Genomic DNA, 16851 nt, shown 5'->3' on the forward strand with positions numbered 1-16851 from the left:
ATGACAGCTTCCACTTGCTTCTTGAGAAGCCTTGCTAGAAATATAGAAAGAAGGGGCATATATGATTGGTAGTATGTTTGTCGGTTTTATTATCGGCCTTATCGCCGGGGCTATTACCAGCCGTGGGGAGCGCATGGGCTGTATCGGAAAAATCCTTTTGGGCTGGTTTGGTTCCTTGATTGGTCAATTTCTCTTTGGCCACTGGGGACCAATGCTGGCTGATACAGCTATTGTTCCATCAGTGCTAGGGGCAGTTATTCTCTTGGCTATTTTCTGGAGACGGGATAGTTAGAATAGAAAAAATACCTAGATAGTTTCTATCTAGGTATTTTCGATAATGATATGCAAGTTATTTACTCAATCACCAACATGCCGTCTTTGACTGCAAATGGGTCTTTTTCATTAATACGGTCATAGAACATGATGCCGTTGATATGGTCGATTTCATGCTGAACAACAATGGCGTTATAGCCCTTGAGTTTGATACGATGCTTTTGACCATCCTTGTCAAAGTAATCCACGGTCACTCGTGCATGACGAACTACGTAGCCCGGTACTTCTCGATCGACTGACAGGCAGCCTTCACCATCAGCTAAAGCTGCATCCTGAACGGAGTGGGCTACAATCTTAGGATTGTACATCAGCGTTTGCAGACTATAAGCTTCCTTAGGCGGATTGCCCTCTTCGTCGTCAGGGTTGGGAACTAAAACAGCGATGAGCCGTTTGGAAATATCCAGCTGGGGAGCGGCTAGACCAACACCGCCGCGCAGCCCCATTTTTTCTGCCGTGACTGGGTCCTGGGAATGCTTGAGAAATTGCATCATCTTCTCGCCCAGAATGATTTCTTGGTCTGATAGAGGGAAGCTGACTTCCTCAGCGATAGCGCGCAGGGTTGGATTGCCCTCGCGGATAATATCCTTCATATCAATTAAATGGGCTGGTTTGGTTAATCGTTCAATAACAGATATTTTTTCACTCACAGACATGATTCTCTCCTTTTTCTATCCTTCATCATAACATAAAACCTGTAAGAAATAAAGGCGGGAGCGGTTTTGACTGGCTGGGGGTGTCTGCTTTTTGATGGAGCCACAGGGACCCATAATATTCCTGACAAAGAAATTGCGTCTTGACCCAAAAAACTGTATGATAGAGGTAGTGTGAATTTTAAAGGAAAATAGAATGAAAAAATTGATGGAAAAGGTGAGTATCCTCTCGCTTTCTTTGATTCTGACGACGGCTTTTTCGATTTCCAGTGCCCAGTCGGCCATGTTTGCTTTTTATAAAGGGATTCCAGAAAGTTGGGTAGAACTATTGGTTTCTTTGCCTTCGGCTGGGATTATGCTCATGTTACTGTTAAATCGTGTCATTGAAAAGTACCTGACCGAGCGCCAGATGATTGTGAGCGGACTTGTGATTTTTTCACTTTGCGGGCTTCTTCCTCTTCTTAACCAGTCTTACTGGCTTATGTTTGCCTCTCGGCTTGTCTTTGGGATGGGAATCGGTCTGCTTAATGCCAAGGCTATCTCAATTGTTAGCGAGCGCTACAAGGGACAGGAACGTGTTCGGCTTTTAGGACTGAGGGGATCAGCAGAAGTAGTCGGGACAGCCCTCTTAACTTTTGGCGTCAGTTGGCTTCTTCCTCTCGGTTGGCAGGCTGCCTTTCTCGTCTATAGCTTCGGTCTTGTGGTTTTGGCGCTTTATCTGCTTTTTGTCCCTTATGACAAGGTCTCTGAAAAGCAGCAAGAACAGTCTGAATTGGCTCCTAAGCTAAGCCAGCAGGATTGGCAGTTAAGTCTAGCTTTTGCCTTTGTGGCGGGGGTTATTGTGCTGACCTATATTGCCATCAATGTGCGGGTGCCGGGGATTGTGGAGAAGTCTGGTATGGGAACCGCCCAGACTGCAGGCGTGATTCTTTCCTTGATGCAGTTGATTGGGATTGCAGCGGGCATCAGCTTTGCTAGTTTGACCCGTCTTTTTAGAGATAAACTGCTGATGCTTTCTGGTCTGGTTTTTGGACTGACTCAGATTATCATTGGCTTCTCACCTAATCTTTTGTCACTCAGCATGGCTACTATTAGCGCCGGTTTTGTCTATAGTGTCGGTCTGACGACCATTTTTTACACCCTGTCCGAGCGCATTTCCGCCCACCTACTCAATCAAGCTACTTCTATCGTGATTTTAGGTTGCAGTATCGGAGCAACGGCCACTACATTTGTCCTCAGTTTCATCGGGAGATTCTCCAACGTCCCAGCCTTTATCTTCAGCGTTTTGGGACTAGCTATGATTTTGACCTCGCTCTTTGTTCTAAGATTTAGCAAAGGAAAGAGCGGATTGGCCCCAAAAAGCTAGGAGGTTATACGATGCGTCTGGATAAATTTTTAGCAGAAAATGGTCTGGGCTCACGTGCTCAGGTCAAGCAGTTCCTAAAGAAAGGGCTGGTTTTGGTCAATGGCAGAGCAGAGAAATCACCTAAGACCCAGATTGATGAGACAGCAGATGAGATTGTCGTTTCTGGCCAAAGGCTGACCTATGAAAAATTCGTCTACTATCTTCTCAACAAGCCGCAGGGAGTCATTTCGGCGACAGAGGATGACCGTCATAAGACGGTTCTGGACTTGCTGGACGAGACTGCCCGTCAGAAAGAAGTCTTTCCTGTCGGCCGTTTGGATATTGATACCCACGGCCTGCTCCTTCTGACCAATAATGGCAAGTTGGCTCATGCCATGCTGTCACCCAAAAAGCACGTAGAAAAAATCTATCGTGCTCAAGTGGCAGGCCTGATGAACCAAGCAGATGTAGAGCGCTTTGCTGCAGGAATAGAGTTGAAAGATTTCACCTGCCAGCCAGCTCAGCTCAAGATTGTAGAGCTGGACGAGGCAAAAGAGACTTCTCTCGTAGAAATTACTCTAGCTGAAGGCAAGTTCCACCAGGTCAAGCGCATGGTGGCTTCCTGCGGAAAAGAAGTGACGGATCTTCAGCGCCTCACGATGGGATCCCTACAGTTAGATTCCGCACTTGCACTTGGAGAATGGCGGAGGCTGACCGAGATAGAAATGCTTTCTTTAGAAATCTTTGGGGTTGAATTGTAAATGACTTAGTACTTCACAGCTAATTTTTTACATCTCACATAGTTGTAATCTATCAAATGCTAGCCCAAGTCACAAATTTTTTCACTAGTGAATGTTTTTCTGGTTAATATATATGGTATAATAAATTTCAAGATAGTAAATAGTTAGTTTGCTAGCAATGAGAATTCACTGTTAGAATCATTATAGAGGAGGATGTTATGAATCAGAATGAGTGGGTTGCGCAGTTTGAAGCTACTTATCATCGAAAACCAACAGCTCAAGAGTTTCAAGCGGCAAAGACAAGTGGGCAGTTTGTAACTCAAGAAATTCCTAAAGCAACAACGATACTTCAAGCTAAGAACAAGCGCCGTAACCTTATAGTGGGGATTTCAATTGCTGTTACAGTCTTAGGAATTTTGGTGTTTGTACTATTTGGAATGGGACCGAAGATTTCGGATCTTGATGGCGTATGGATTAATCCAGCTGACTCTATTTCTTTTGTTTATGAACTGAATGATAAGAAAAAGCTATTTAATGGTAAAAAAGATATTGAAAAATTAGCTGAAGGGGACAAAGCTAAAGCTGATTTTGAAAAATTTATTAAGGCAGAAAACGATCCAAAAATTAAGACCTTAGCTGATTTTGATAAGCATTTCAAACTCAATACCAAGGCTATTTTTTCTGCTTATATTGACGAAAACAAGATTTACCACCTTCTGCAAAATGATGGAAGTATGATTATTTATGATAGTCGTTCAGGTATCAATAGTTCAAATGACTCACAGTATATCAAGCGTCTTCGATTTTATAAAGTTCAGTATCCTAAGGCATTTGTTGGTGAGTGGAAAATTCGTTATAAAAATAGTGAAAATTCAAAGAATGTAAGTATTTCTGATGTTGGAATTGTAAATATAGAATCCGATCGTGATGAAGAATATAATTCTAGTGATTCGAGTAGATTGGGGCTCTATCCCTTTGTAGAATATACGAAATTGATTGCTGATAATTCTGAAGAGAAACTGAGTGAAAAAGAAGTCGGGGAAAAGATTGCCATGATTAAAGAATCAGTCGGAGAAGAAGGCTATCAAGTCAAAAGTAATAAGGATATCTACATTGAAATCAATTCTAACAATTATTTCGTAGTAGTTCAAAATGGTAAGAAAATACTTATTCTTGATACTGGCGGTACAATCAGAGCAAGTTTAGAAAGATAGATGAACTAAAGTTTTTTAACCAGTCCTAGGAGGCTGGTTTTTTATGACTATCCTGAGCAGATTATCTTTTTATTTGCTTGCTGGGGAATAGCTGCTTATGCTTGGCTATCTCGAAAAAATTACAATTTAGATAGGAAGAAGATGGAGTAGAATCATTTGACAAAGGTAGACCTTCTTGGTAGAATAAGTATGTCGTAAAGACAAATAACTTCTTCTTGGTTGCAGGCCATGCCAAACCTGTCACTCGGATGAAGCGTAAAGAAAAGGAGTATATCATGGCAATCTCAAAAGAGAAAAAAAATGAAATCATTGCACAATACGCACGTCACGAAGGTGACACTGGTTCAGTAGAGGTACAAGTTGCTGTCCTTACTTGGGAAATCAACCACCTCAACGACCACATCAAACAACACAAAAAAGACCACGCTACTTACCGTGGATTGATGAAGAAAATCGGTCGCCGTCGTAACTTGCTTGCATACTTGCGTAAAAACGACGTTAACCGTTACCGTGAGTTGATCAACTCTCTAGGACTTCGTCGTTAATCTTGCGTCTAAAACGTTTCTATACTTCGTTGACTTCGTCTCGATGTACCATTAGTACAATCTTCGACTCGTCGCCTAGTCTATAAACGTTTTATCCAGCAAGAAACGGGATGCTAAGGGCGCCAAAAATCCGTATGAAAATAGGGAAACGACACCGTGTTCGATGAACACAAGGAGTTTCATCTTTTTCACTAGGATTTTAGCCCGAGCTCAAATCGGCTCTCTGGATTCAGAGGGCTTTTTTGTTTTATCAACTCATTTAGGCCGAGTTGTTCAATTAACAAGATACAAAAGCCGTCAAAAGCACAAAGCAAAAATAGGAAATTGACGAAGGAACTTCAGTTTCTAGGAGATTTTATCTTTTTTGCAAAGTGCTTAGGCCGTGTTCAATTGTGCATATCTTGATAATGAAGCTACTCTAAATTGGGTAGCTTTTTTCATGGATTTTAGCCCGAGCTCAAAATGGCTCTCTGGATTCAGAGGGCTTTTTTGTTTTATCAACTCACTTAGGCCGTGTTCAATTAACAAGATACAAAGGCTGTCAAAAGCACAAAGCAAAAATAGGAAAATTGACGAAGAAACTTCACTTTCTAGGAGATTTTATCTTTTTTGCCAAGTGCTTAGGCCGTGTTCAATTGAGCACATCTTGATAATGAAGCTACTCTAATTGGGTAGCTTTTTTCACTAGGATTTTAGCCCGAGCTCAAAAAATATTCTCACTTTATGCGCGTTTTTTGTTAATTTTTTCTATAAATTACTTAGTCCTTTGTTAGCCTATATTGATTGGTTTAAATACCAGTGTTTTTCTATCTTCATCCGGCATTTCTTGTTTTTCTAAATAAAAAGTCCTTCTATCCCTTAGAAGAACTTTTTCTATCAGCAAATTTACTCTTTCAAGAATTTTTGGATTGCAGGAGCGGCAGTGATAGCAAATCTTTCGTCGATGCCATGCTCCCCACCTTCTACAGTGACTAGCTCTGCATTTGGAATAGTCTGACTGGCTTCGACCGCATACTGGTAGGGAACGACTGCATCATCAGTGCCATGGATAATCAGAGTCGGAGCTGTAATTTTGGCCAGCTCAGATTGGATATCGATACCTAAAGCATCAATTAGATAAATCTTCCCTAGAGTAACATTGTGGTGTGTCAGGCTATCGGGAAGTTGATCGAAGTCAGGGCTCCCTAGCTCACGATAGGTCTCTTTGGCATCGTCAAAAAGAACGAAAGCTGGAAAGATGAGCATGAGTTTGTGCACGCGGTCCGGATAAGCAGCAGCATAGAGACTGGCAACGACACCACCTTGGCTAGCACCGAATAAGCTCATTTTGCTCTTATCTACAAAGGCCTCGAAACTCAGCTTTTCCATGACTTGAGTCAAGTCTGTGAGTTCGGTCTTGACCGACATATTCAGCATATCTTGTCCACCGCTTTTCGATCGGCGGCTGCCACCGTAGAAATCAAAGCTGTAAACCAGATAGCCTTGCTTTGCCAACAGCTGGCTGTACATGTCATATTGTTCAAGGGTGTTGTTCAATCCATGTGCAATGACAATGGTCGGCAATTTTTTACTCTTGTAGTCACGAGGAGCAGTAATCTTTCCGTAGAGCTGCTTGTCGTCGTATGAAACACTGTATTCTTCAGACACGATGTCTTCTGTCGGAGTCGGTTGCTTGTCGATTTTCTCGCTAGAAGCTGTCTGTGTGGTTTCTGGCTTAGGAGGGGTAGGATTTGATTTGGTTTGGGAATGCCAGAAGAAAAGAACCAGTCCAGCCAAGCTCAAGGTTGCTAAGAAAGCCCAAATATACTTCATAGTTCTCTCCTTTCAGTATTTGTAGTATTATAGCGGAAATGAATGTATTTTACAAGAAGAGAGCTTTCTTGTCTTTTGATTTTTCTGCCTTTCATACAAGAAAATCCAATTCACTTATCTAAGCGAGATTCTGATAATCTTGAATTTTTTAGAAAATCTTGCTAGACTGTAGCTACTAAGATAAAAACACAGTTCTGGTTGGTAGTCCAGACGCAAAAAACCATTTTTTGTCAGTAACCTTCCTCCTTGGTTGTCCATTCTTAGGGATTTTTTAAAGGAGGTGCTGTCATGGATAAGATTTCAATGACGCTGACAGTTTATTTTGAAGAGGGATTTTGGCACGGTCTTTTCGAGCAGGAACATGCTTAATCTTATAGAGTTTGCCGAGTCACCTTTGGTGCAGAGCCTAGCACGCAGGAATTGTTGGATTTTCTAAACCGTTATTATCATCGGTTGCAGTTTAGTCCTAGCATCAGAGTGAAGGAGAAGACTAAGTCGGTCAGTCCTAAACGCCTGCAGAGACAGGCTAAAAAGGAGCAGCTGGCTTCACGTTCTTCAAAGTCTCAGGAAGCGCTGAGTCTGCAATTAGAAGAGCAAAAGATAATTGCTCGAGTCAAGCACAAGCAGCAGAAAGAACTGGCTAAGCAAAGGAAATTCGAACTCAAACAGCAAAAACGATTGGAAAAGCACAAGGGGCATTGAGCCTGCTTTTTCTCATTTATATGGGAAAGTCTTCCGATGGGAGGCTTTTTTGTTTGTCAGGAAATCAGTGAGTGGCTTGAAAAGCGAAGTTATTTCTCCAAGTCGTTTTATTTGACAGATGTAACTAAAGATATTACAATATAATCATAAAATAAAAATTACAAGAGTAATTTGAAAAAGGAGAGTTTATGATTGAAATTACATATTTGGATGCTGTCAAGCAGGAGCGCAAGATGACCTTTGAGTCTTATCAGGAGTTTGAGCAGTCCCAGCAAGCCTGCTTGATTGGAGTGGCAGATTATTACCCAGTTAAAAAATTGACTTATAAAGGTCATGATTTGAACTACCAGGGTACTTATGGCGATGTCTTCTTTTTCCTGATGAAGCAGGATTTGACAAAGTTTGACTAAGAATAAAGGAGAAAAATAATGGTAAAAGCAATCACAGATGCAACATTTGAGCAAGAAACAAAAGACGGATTAGTGCTCATTGACTTTTGGGCGACTTGGTGTGGGCCTTGTCGCATGCAAGGGCCAATCCTTGACAAGCTCTCAGAGGAACTTCCCGAAGATGAGCTTAAGATTGTCAAGATGGATGTGGATGAAAATCCAGCTACAGCACGCGACTTTGGCATCATGTCTATCCCGACCTTGCTCTTTAAAAAAGACGGTCAGGTCGTCAAGCAGCTAGCGGGTGTTCATACTGCCCAGCAGATTAAAGCCATTGTGGCGGAGTTGGGATAGTCAGTGAGTACAAGACTAAAATAGACCTGTTTTAAAATGAGACTGCTCTTGTTTGGAGCGGCCTTTTTTATTTCGATTGTAACAATAAGAAGTCAATTTTAAAAATTTGTTCGAAAATTCACTTTTTAAGGTATAATAAGTAGAAGTATTTTTTCAATGGGTCTCGTTAGGGAGCCGGGTTATTTAAAACATGATGGGAATGAAGTAATGTTAATGATTGAGTTTCTAAAACATCTTTTATTTGTCTTTATGATTTTTACACCATTCATCGCTCCAGCGGTTTTATGTTTCTTTGTGGGGTGGATGATTCCTAGGGAAGAGATAACGCAAAAAAGAATCATACTAGTATTAGCCTTGTTGATCCCTGTTTTGCTTTTAATTTCATATTTTGCCCCTCAGATATTAGGCCTGGTTTTTTGGAGTCTGATCTGGTTTTTCATCGGGCTGTTGCGAATGAAGAATTATACTAAGTCACAGTACTGGACAAGATGGCTTATATTTATCGCTTGTTTTAGTGCCTACATTTTACTTTATTTCCACTTTTTTGGGCCTCTTTATTTTTATTAAACTATTTAAAAATCAGCTTGAAGCAAATCTTCAAGCTGATTTTGTTTATTCTTTATTCCCCCAACTATTTGCTGTAAGAAATATGATAAAGAAACTGGAAAATCAAAATCTTCTTGTTCCAGACTCGTCAAAAAAAGTTATCATGATATAATAGATAGTAGTCATTAAAATCAATTGGAAAAGGAGCATATCATGAGAAAGATATTTAGATTTTATTTCCTTGTAGCTATAGCAGCTTTATTAGTTGGATGTTCGTTTAATCGCTCAAATACTGCAAGAAATAGTTCAGAAGCCCCAAAAAACACTGAGACTTCGACCTATCATAATACGGATGTAACTGGCCCTGCTGCATCATTTGACTGGAATGCAAAAGTCGGGCCTGTTTCCTATGAGAAAACATATATTGAAACAAATAGCGGCAAGGAAATTAATACAACTTTAGATGGCGTTAAACAGGCGGCTGATAATCTTGAAAAGAAGAAAAAAGAAATTTCTGACCCTAAGGTTCAAGCGGCCCTTAAATTGGTGGATGCCGTCTTTGTCAATCAAGAAAACTTCGATTTGGTTCTGAAAGCTACAGGTACAAGCAATCAAGAAGAATTTTTTAACAAAATTTGGAATGAGGTTTTAATCCCTACCTTATCTGAACGCTATTCAACTTTTTCAAATGATACGGTCTTTAAGTATAAGGGAGAAAGTTATCCAATCAAGGTATACGCACCAATGTTTTTCAAGGTGAATACTAATGCATTGGGAAAAGCTGGGGCCTATACTCTTGAGGATTATAAGGTAGAGGGCGACATGGTTTATTTGCAATTTAAGGCTCCATCAGTAGATACTTATCAATATGAAGTGAAGGCTTCTTATCATGATAACTATAAAGAATTCTTCCAAGGAATGGTAGATGAACACAATAAGGTTGTCGAAACCAACTATGCCAAAGGATTGAATATTCGATTTGTCTATCAATTAGCTGCTCTTGATTTTAAAGCAGACAACTATGTGGATTTACAGGGGATGGATTATCTTGATAATAGTACCCATTACCTTGCTATTAAGGTAGATAGTAAGGGAAAAGCTACAATAGACAAAGAAAATATTGCCAATCTTTTACAAATCAATATGACACCAGCAAATGAAGCGAATAAAAAGAAATTTGAATAACCTTTAGTCAGAGCTCTTCGATACATGCGCACTCATATCTTCTGCTAGTTGGACATTGAGTAGATAAAAGCTACCTAGATTGCATGAAAAAATCACCCGTTTTGTACTGACCCCAAAAAGTTAAACAATTTATTTAAGCGAAGGACTTAGTCCTGTACAATACAGAACTAAATCCTTCGCTTAAATTATTTATCTAGTTTTTGGGGTCAGTACAGCTACCTAACACTCTTCATTAATCCGTCACGGCACCTGTTCCATCAAAGCTCCAAGTATCTTTGACATAAGTTGTCAATTGAGCTATTGTTTTTTCATTGCAAACACACGTAATGACATACACCTTATCATCCTTTTGGAATGTCCAGAAAATAATATAATTGCCTGATTTAAGACTCATATTTACTTGAATTGCTTCGTTTCCTCCAACATTAGCAGAAGATCTTGAAACCTTAACAACTTTATTTTTTCCGTTCATGGCACTTTCAAATCTTTGAGCCATCATCTCAGCACTAAATTCCTCTCCTTCAGCTACATTTGCTTTTTCTCTATTGGAGGCATTTAAAATAATAGCATTAGTACCACTCTGATCTTTGTATTGGATGTTATCTCCACCTTCTACATATTCATATTTTTTCCAGTCACTCGGGATATTGACATATCCATAATCTGCTGAACCGATACGTTTAGTTTCTTCAGAACTCTGATTACCATCTGATGTTTTTTCCTCTACCTTACTACTCGATTCTGTAGTCTCTTTTACAACACTTGTGGAACTAGATTCCGAAGATGATGAGTTACTGGACTCTTTCTTTGGACTGCTACAAGCAACAAGACTAACTAAAGACAAGACTGCAACAGCCACTAGTAGGGGCTTATTTTTCATGTTATCTCCTCATTGATAGATTTTTACTAACTAGTCTAACATATTCGCCAACGAATTCCTCACGGAATAAGTATCTATTCCCCCAACTCCTCGCTGTAGGCAATAATCTGATCAACTGTGTCGGACAAGAACTGGATGGTATCGCGGAGCGGTTTGTCTGTCGAAATATCTGCTCCGATAATCATAGCTGACTCAAGCGGAGTCTTGCTGCCGCCAGATTTGAGCAGCTCAAGCCAGTCACGGGCACCATTTTCGTCATTTTTCAGGTGTAGGTAGCCTGCAGTAGAGATGACCAGACCAGCTGAGTAAGTATAGCTGTAGAGCCCCATGTAGTAGTGGGCTTGGCGCATCCAAGTCAGGGCAGCGTCGTCGTCGATTTCAACGGCATCGCCCCAGAAGTCCGTCAAGACTTCTTTCATGATAGCGTTGAGTTTGCTTGCGCCGAAGGTTCCGCCTTCTTCAATCAAAGTATAGACCTTGCGTTGGAAGGCAGCTTCCAGCAAGTGAGTGATGAAGTTGTGGAAGTAGGTATCCGTCAGACGGTGAGCCAGGGCAAAGCGTTTCTGGCGTGGGTTATCAAACTGGCGTTCCAGATAATCACTGAGTAGGAGCTCATTAAAGGTAGACGGTGCTTCCACGTAGTAGGTAGACATGTGGGCGTTAAAGTAGCTTTGGTGATTGTCAGAGAAGATAAATTGACCAGAGTGGCCAATCTCGTGAATCAGAGTATAGACATCACTCATACGGCCAGTCCAGCTCATGAGGACATAAGGGTGGACCCGATAAGGATCAGCAGCATAGCCTCCAGAGTCTTTCCCGGCATTGGCCGCAAAGTCGACCCAACGTTCTTCCTTATAGCGGGCAACTTCTTGACAATACTCTTGTCCGAGTGGCTCAACTGACTTCATGACGAGGTCGTAGGCATCATCAATGCTGACTTCGGGATTGAGCTCGCTGTCCAAGTCCAGCTTCCAGTCGGCAAAGGTCATTTTTTCAAGTCCGTTTACCTTAGCGACATGTTTGAGGTATTTCTGAGCTACTGGGGCAAATTCGCTCATGATCAAGTCGATCTGCCGGTCAAACATAGAGCGATCAACTTCTTGCTCAGCTAGCAAGTAGTCAAAGACAGAGTCATAGCCCTTCATGTCAGCCAGTAGTTTTTCAGACTTGACCTGAGCCAGATAGGCAGCTGCAGCGGCATTTTGGTGCTTGCGAAGGCCTTCAGAGAAAGAACGGAAAGATTTTTCGCGGATTTCTGCATTTTCATGGTTTTGATAGAAATTCTCATAGGTGACAAAGCTGTTTTTGTAAACTTTGCCGTCTACTTCAAAGTCAGCCATAGCAAAGTCGCCAGCTCGCATCTTGGTGTAAATATCCTGTGGACTGTAAAAGACTTCACCTAGGTTGGTCAAGGCTTTTTCGACATCTGCACCCAAATAGTGGGCTTTTTTGATTTTAGCCTGGCGGATGGCTGAGGTCAGATGGGGCTCTTGGCCTAGTTTCTCCAAGACAGCCTCGTCTGCGCCGACTAGGGCGTCGTCAAAGAAGCTGAGTGCGACATTGGCCTCGGTCTCAAACTCCATAGCTGCTTGGGCAATCTGCGCAAAGTTCTCGTCGCCATAGTCAGTGGTCTGTGGCATAAAACCGTAGTTACCGATGTGGCTGATTTGGATATAAATCTGCTCTAACTCAGCAAATGCCCGCTCAAAATCTTCGAAAGTGCTAAGCTTGCCTTGATAATCACGGACGAATTTTTGGATGTCCTCTTTAGCCTTTTCGATGGCCCGGAGGAAGTCCTCTTGGTCTTGGTAAAGGGCTGTTAGGTCCCAGAGTTCATTTTCCGGAAATTCAGAACGATGTTTTTGTTCCATAGTCTACTCCTTTTGTCGTATATAGAAATAGTATAGCAAAAAATCCCCCAAAATGTCTTTGGGGGAGAAGGATAAGTCAGTATTTTTTAGATGTCTATCACTTAAGGATAAAAGTCAATGTTTCTTTGCTGCAATCCTTTTAAAAAGCAGTAGATAAGACAAGAATACGAAGATAACCAAACCTAATAGCAGGGTGAAGACGTTTTGAGTTCCTTTTGTCATATTGGGAGCTTGGTTGGCGATGACAGCTGTAACTGCAGTACCTATAGCGCCCGCAAAGGTCTGGGCCAGCTGAAAGAGCGCAGTCGTATCTGCAGTCTTTCCTTTATCAACTTGAGTCGTGGCTAGAGCAAGTGTGTTATTGAAGGCCATGTTTCGCCCCAAGGTAAAGCAAATATAAATCGCAATAACAGCTGTTAAGGTAAGTTCTTTTGTAAAGATAAGGAGCAAGAATACAGCAAGGAAAAGAAGAGAATTTCCTGTAAAAAGGGTTGGTTTAGGACCATTTCTATCATAGAGTTTGCCAAAGAGAGGAGATAGGAAGGCTCCGAGCATGGTTCCTGGAAGAAGTGCGAAGCCTGCCTGAGCAGTTGAAATGTTTTTTTCTATGACTAGGAAGTTGGGAATCAGAAAATTAGCTGATAGGTTGATAAACTGAAAAATGAAGAAGGGTAAAATAGCCAATAAGACTGTTGGTTGCTTTAAGATACGAATATCTAGGAATGGATGGTCAATCTTCAAGCTCCGATAGATAAAGCAAGCTAGTGGCAGTATGCAGAGAACAAGATAGAGCCAATCGATATGTCCTTCTTCTAAGCTGGAGATAGCTACAATGGCAAAGACGAGTGAGCCTGCTAAGAGGAGAAATGAGAGGAGGTCAAAGGCGCGTTTCCTCGACTGTTCGGAATTGCTTAAAAAGAAAAAGCCAAGAATAAAAGAAATGATTGGGACAGGAAGAATAAAGGTATAAATCATATGCCAGTCAAAACGACTAATCATAAAACCACCGTAAGTCGGCCCAACTGCTGGTGCTAGGCTGACCACCATCCCAGATAAGCCCATGTAGGTTCCAATTTTTTGCTTAGGAACACGCTCAACAATCAAGTTAAAGAGCAAAGGAATGGCTAATCCAGTAGCTCCTCCTTGTAGGACTCTCCCTATCATCAAGATAGGAAAGCTTGGAGCCAACATGGCAATCAGTGTGCCCAAGCAAAAATTGGCCAAAGCAGTAAAGAGGATGGTTCTCTCTTTCCAATTGTGGGCTAAGGTTGCTCCTAAAGTAATCGTAATGGCCACTGCTAACAAATATCCTGTTGTAATCCATTGTAGCGTTCCCAATCCTAAGCCAAAGACCTTACTTAGATGCGGGAAGGTTACATTCATACTGGTTTCAGATAAGATGCCTGCAAAGCAGACTAAGGCTGTCGCAAGGAGCGAGAAAAAATCTTTCTTTTCAACTGTTTGATGATTTGGCACGATTGTCTCCTTTACATGTTTGAAATGAGTCACTGTCTTTATTATAAAGCAAGAAATCCTCTTTGAAAAGTGAATAGTGGCTATACCGCCATCTTATTTTACGAATCGAAAGGGAAAAACGAACTCAGCCAGCCAGCTATAATCAGCTATAGAAAAGAAAAATAGATTTTCAGTACTTTTATAGAAAAAAGCCATTTCCAGCCTTTTTCTTTTGCCTGAAATTGTGGTAAAATAAGGTCTGTACGTGCTTGATACAAAGATGAGGATATAATAAGCTACTAAGGCCATGATATTAAAGTCAAAGTGCTAACTGAACACGTCCTATGGGTTGCTTAAGGGCTTAATATCTTGATGAACTGAACACAATCTAAAAGCTGTGTAAAAAAGATAAACTGTCTTGTCTTCATCGAAGACTTTGTCAGTTTCCTATTTTTACTTTGCTTTTGACGGTCTTAGTATCTTGATCTTTGTAGCCAAGGCGTATGAAAAAATTTGAGCATGTGCTCGGCAAGGAGTCTTTATGACAAAACAAGTTTTTAAAACCGTTTTTGCAGGTCGTGAGCTGGTAGTTGAAACTGGTCAGGTTGCAAAACAGGCAAATGGCAGCGCCGTTGTCCGATATGGAGAAAGTACCGTTTTAACTGCGGCAACCATGTCCAAAAAGATGGCTACTGGTGACTTTTTCCCATTGCAGGTCAACTATGAGGAAAAAATGTATGCAGCTGGGAAATATCCTGGTGGCTTTAACAAGCGCGAAGGCCGTCCGTCAACAGATGCGACTTTGACTGCCCGCTTGATTGACCGTCCGATTCGTCCTATGTTTGCGGAAGGCTTCCGCAATGAAGTTCAGGTTATCAATACAGTTCTTTCTTATGACGAAGATGCTTCGCCTCAAATGGCTGCTATGTTCGGTAGCTCTCTGGCTCTTTCTATCTCAGATATTCCTTTTAACGGCCCTATCGCAGGAGTTCAGGTCGGCTATGTAGATGGTGAATTTATCATCAATCCTAGCAAGGAACAAAAAGAAGTTTCACTTTTGGAACTGACAGTGGCTGGTACCAAAGAGGCTATCAACATGGTAGAGTCTGGAGCCAAGGAACTTTCTGAAGATATCATGCTGGAAGCTCTTCTCAAAGGGCACGAAGCGGTCAAAGAATTGATTGCCTTCCAAGAAGAAATCGTTGTGGCAGTCGGCAAGGAAAAAGCAGAAGTAGAATTGCTGCATGTTGATGAAGAGCTGCAGGTAGAGATTATCGCAGCCTATAATAGCGACTTGCAAAAGGCTGTTCAGGTAGAAGAAAAGCTGGCGCGTGAAGCCGCAACTCAGGCTGTCAAAGACCAAGTCACAGCAGTTTATGAAGAGAAATACGCGGACCATGAAGAATTCGACCGTATCATGCGTGATGTGGCTGAAATCTTGGAGCAAATGGAGCATGCAGAAGTGCGGCGTTTGATTACCGAAGATAAGGTCCGTCCTGATGGTCGTAAGGTTGATGAAATCCGTCCGCTGGATGCGGAAGTGGATTACCTGCCGCGCGTGCATGGTTCTGGTCTCTTTACTCGTGGACAAACCCAAGCCTTGTCTGTCCTGACCTTGGCACCAATGGGCGAAACGCAAATTGTGGATGGCTTGGATCCAGAATACAAGAAACGCTTCATGCACCACTATAATTTTCCGCAATATTCTGTCGGCGAGACAGGCCGTTATGGGGCTCCTGGCCGTCGTGAAATTGGACACGGTGCTCTTGGGGAACGTGCCTTGGAGCAAGTCTTGCCTAGCTTGGAAGAGTTTCCTTACGCTATCCGTCTGGTAGCAGAAGTCTTGGAGTCAAACGGTTCTTCCTCACAGGCCTCTATCTGTGCGGGCACTTTGGCTCTGATGGCCGGTGGTGTGCCGATTAAGGCACCGGTTGCTGGTATTGCCATGGGCTTGATTTCAGATGGCAGCAACTATACGGTTCTGACGGACATTCAAGGTTTGGAAGACCATTTTGGTGATATGGACTTTAAGGTAGCTGGTACTCGCGAAGGGATTACCGCCCTGCAGATGGATATCAAGATTGAAGGAATTACAGCGGAGATCCTGACAGAAGCTCTGGCTCAGGCTAAGAAAGCCCGCTTTGAAATTCTGGACTTGATTGAAGCGACAATTCCGGCTCCGCGTCCTGAGTTGGCTCCAACTGCTCCGAAAATCGACACCATCAAGATTGATGTGGACAAGATTAAAATTGTCATCGGTAAAGGCGGGGAAACCATCGATAAGATCATCGCTGAGACTGGTGTTAAGATTGACATTGATGAAGAAGGAAATGTATCCATCTACTCTAGCGACCAAGACGCCATCAATCGTGCTAAGGAAATCATTGCTGGCTTGGTCCGCGAAGCAAAAGTGGACGAAGTTTACCATGCCAAGGTTGTTCGGATTGAGAAATTCGGTGCCTTTGTCAATCTCTTTGATAAGACGGATGCACTGGTTCATATTTCAGAGTTAGCCTGGACTCGGACCAATAATGTCGAGGACGTCGTACAAATCGGTGATGAAGTGGATGTCAAGGTTATCAAGATTGATGCCAAAGGCCGGGTAGATGCTTCCATGAAAGTATTGCTGCCGCGTCCACCAAAGTCTGATAAGCCAAAGCATCACCATGACAAGGGACATCATCCACACAAGGAGCACAAGGGTCATAAGGACCATCAAGAAAGCCCTAAAACAGAAGAATAAGAGGTCGCTCATCCCTGTAGACCTCATCAAAATCGGCAGAGGCGAGCCTAGTTCTCGTCTCTCCTTGTTTATAGAAGGAAGGAGGCT

15 protein-coding genes and 1 pseudogene are annotated in these 16851 nt (G+C 42.0%); 11 read left to right on the forward strand and 5 right to left on the reverse strand.

Annotated features, from left to right (window positions below; genetic code table 11):
* Nucleotides 1–61: 61 nt before the first annotated feature.
* Entirely contained in the window at nt 62–292 is a 231-nt protein-coding gene (locus tag HMPREF1150_RS03570; RefSeq protein ID WP_002893807.1) for a GlsB/YeaQ/YmgE family stress response membrane protein, read from the forward strand.
* 61 nt (nt 293–353) lie between these two features.
* On the opposite strand, the gene def is transcribed toward HMPREF1150_RS03570, so the two are convergent.
* The gene (gene def, locus HMPREF1150_RS03565) at nt 354–968 is read right to left on the reverse strand and encodes a peptide deformylase (RefSeq protein WP_032905622.1); all 615 of its coding nucleotides are present in this window, start codon (nt 966–968) and stop codon (nt 354–356) included.
* Nucleotides 969–1179: 211 nt separating this feature from the next.
* Between def and HMPREF1150_RS03560 the strand changes: the two genes are divergently transcribed.
* From HMPREF1150_RS03560 to rpsO, 4 genes are all read left to right on the forward strand, one after another.
* Nucleotides 1180–2349 (forward strand): MFS transporter, encoded by a 1170-nt coding sequence (locus tag HMPREF1150_RS03560; RefSeq protein ID WP_002911656.1) that lies wholly within the window; start codon nt 1180–1182, stop codon nt 2347–2349.
* Nucleotides 2350–2360: 11 nt separating this feature from the next.
* Nucleotides 2361–3089 carry a pseudouridine synthase gene (locus HMPREF1150_RS03555; RefSeq protein ID WP_009660069.1) on the forward strand — a complete coding sequence of 243 codons (729 nt, stop codon included), beginning with the start codon at nt 2361–2363 and terminating at the stop codon, nt 3087–3089.
* A 197-nt stretch (nt 3090–3286) separates the two neighbouring features.
* Nucleotides 3287–4282, forward strand: coding sequence for a hypothetical protein (locus HMPREF1150_RS03550; RefSeq protein ID WP_009660047.1), 996 nt, complete (start codon nt 3287–3289; stop codon nt 4280–4282).
* A 275-nt stretch (nt 4283–4557) separates the two neighbouring features.
* Nucleotides 4558–4827 (forward strand): 30S ribosomal protein S15, encoded by a 270-nt coding sequence (gene rpsO / locus HMPREF1150_RS03545; protein ID WP_004193424.1) that lies wholly within the window; start codon nt 4558–4560, stop codon nt 4825–4827.
* Between the two features lie 885 nt (nt 4828–5712).
* On the opposite strand, the gene HMPREF1150_RS03540 is transcribed toward rpsO, so the two are convergent.
* Nucleotides 5713–6639, reverse strand: coding sequence for a S9 family peptidase (locus tag HMPREF1150_RS03540; protein WP_009660048.1), 927 nt, complete (start codon nt 6637–6639; stop codon nt 5713–5715).
* 288 nt (nt 6640–6927) lie between these two features.
* On the opposite strand from HMPREF1150_RS03540, the pseudogene HMPREF1150_RS0111290 reads away from it, so the two are divergent.
* The 5 genes and pseudogenes from HMPREF1150_RS0111290 to HMPREF1150_RS03525 all read left to right on the forward strand — a co-directional run bounded on the left by HMPREF1150_RS0111290 (nt 6928) and on the right by HMPREF1150_RS03525 (nt 9815).
* Nucleotides 6928–7341, forward strand: a pseudogene (locus HMPREF1150_RS0111290) (YjdF family protein).
* A gap of 188 nt (nt 7342–7529) precedes the next feature.
* Nucleotides 7530–7751: a DUF4649 family protein gene (locus HMPREF1150_RS03535; protein ID WP_002899027.1), complete on the forward strand. Its 222-nt coding sequence runs from the start codon at nt 7530–7532 to the stop codon at nt 7749–7751.
* 18 nt (nt 7752–7769) lie between these two features.
* Nucleotides 7770–8084: a thioredoxin gene (gene trxA / locus HMPREF1150_RS03530; RefSeq protein WP_002922416.1), complete on the forward strand. Its 315-nt coding sequence runs from the start codon at nt 7770–7772 to the stop codon at nt 8082–8084.
* Between the two features lie 156 nt (nt 8085–8240).
* A complete protein-coding gene (locus tag HMPREF1150_RS12240) occupies nt 8241–8651 on the forward strand; it encodes a hypothetical protein (RefSeq protein ID WP_002922412.1) in 411 nt (136 codons plus the stop codon).
* A 192-nt stretch (nt 8652–8843) separates the two neighbouring features.
* A complete protein-coding gene (locus HMPREF1150_RS03525) occupies nt 8844–9815 on the forward strand; it encodes a hypothetical protein (RefSeq protein ID WP_009660113.1) in 972 nt (323 codons plus the stop codon).
* 232 nt (nt 9816–10047) lie between these two features.
* Here the strand turns inward: HMPREF1150_RS03525 and HMPREF1150_RS03520 are convergent, their stop codons facing one another.
* From HMPREF1150_RS03520 to HMPREF1150_RS03510, 3 genes are all read right to left on the reverse strand, one after another.
* Nucleotides 10048–10695, reverse strand: coding sequence for a hypothetical protein (locus HMPREF1150_RS03520; protein WP_002922406.1), 648 nt, complete (start codon nt 10693–10695; stop codon nt 10048–10050).
* 74 nt (nt 10696–10769) lie between these two features.
* The gene (pepF, locus tag HMPREF1150_RS03515; RefSeq protein ID WP_009660032.1) at nt 10770–12566 is read right to left on the reverse strand and encodes an oligoendopeptidase F; all 1797 of its coding nucleotides are present in this window, start codon (nt 12564–12566) and stop codon (nt 10770–10772) included.
* Nucleotides 12567–12680: 114 nt separating this feature from the next.
* Nucleotides 12681–14042, reverse strand: a complete 1362-nt coding sequence (locus HMPREF1150_RS03510) for an MFS transporter (protein WP_009660085.1) — start codon at nt 14040–14042, stop codon at nt 12681–12683.
* A gap of 520 nt (nt 14043–14562) precedes the next feature.
* On the opposite strand from HMPREF1150_RS03510, the gene pnp reads away from it, so the two are divergent.
* Entirely contained in the window at nt 14563–16764 is a 2202-nt protein-coding gene (gene pnp, locus HMPREF1150_RS03505) for a polyribonucleotide nucleotidyltransferase (protein WP_009660114.1), read from the forward strand.
* Nucleotides 16765–16851: the final 87 nt, after the last annotated feature.

This window comes from Streptococcus sp. AS14 (assembly GCF_000286495.1).
Classification (GTDB): domain Bacteria; phylum Bacillota; class Bacilli; order Lactobacillales; family Streptococcaceae; genus Streptococcus; species Streptococcus sanguinis_P.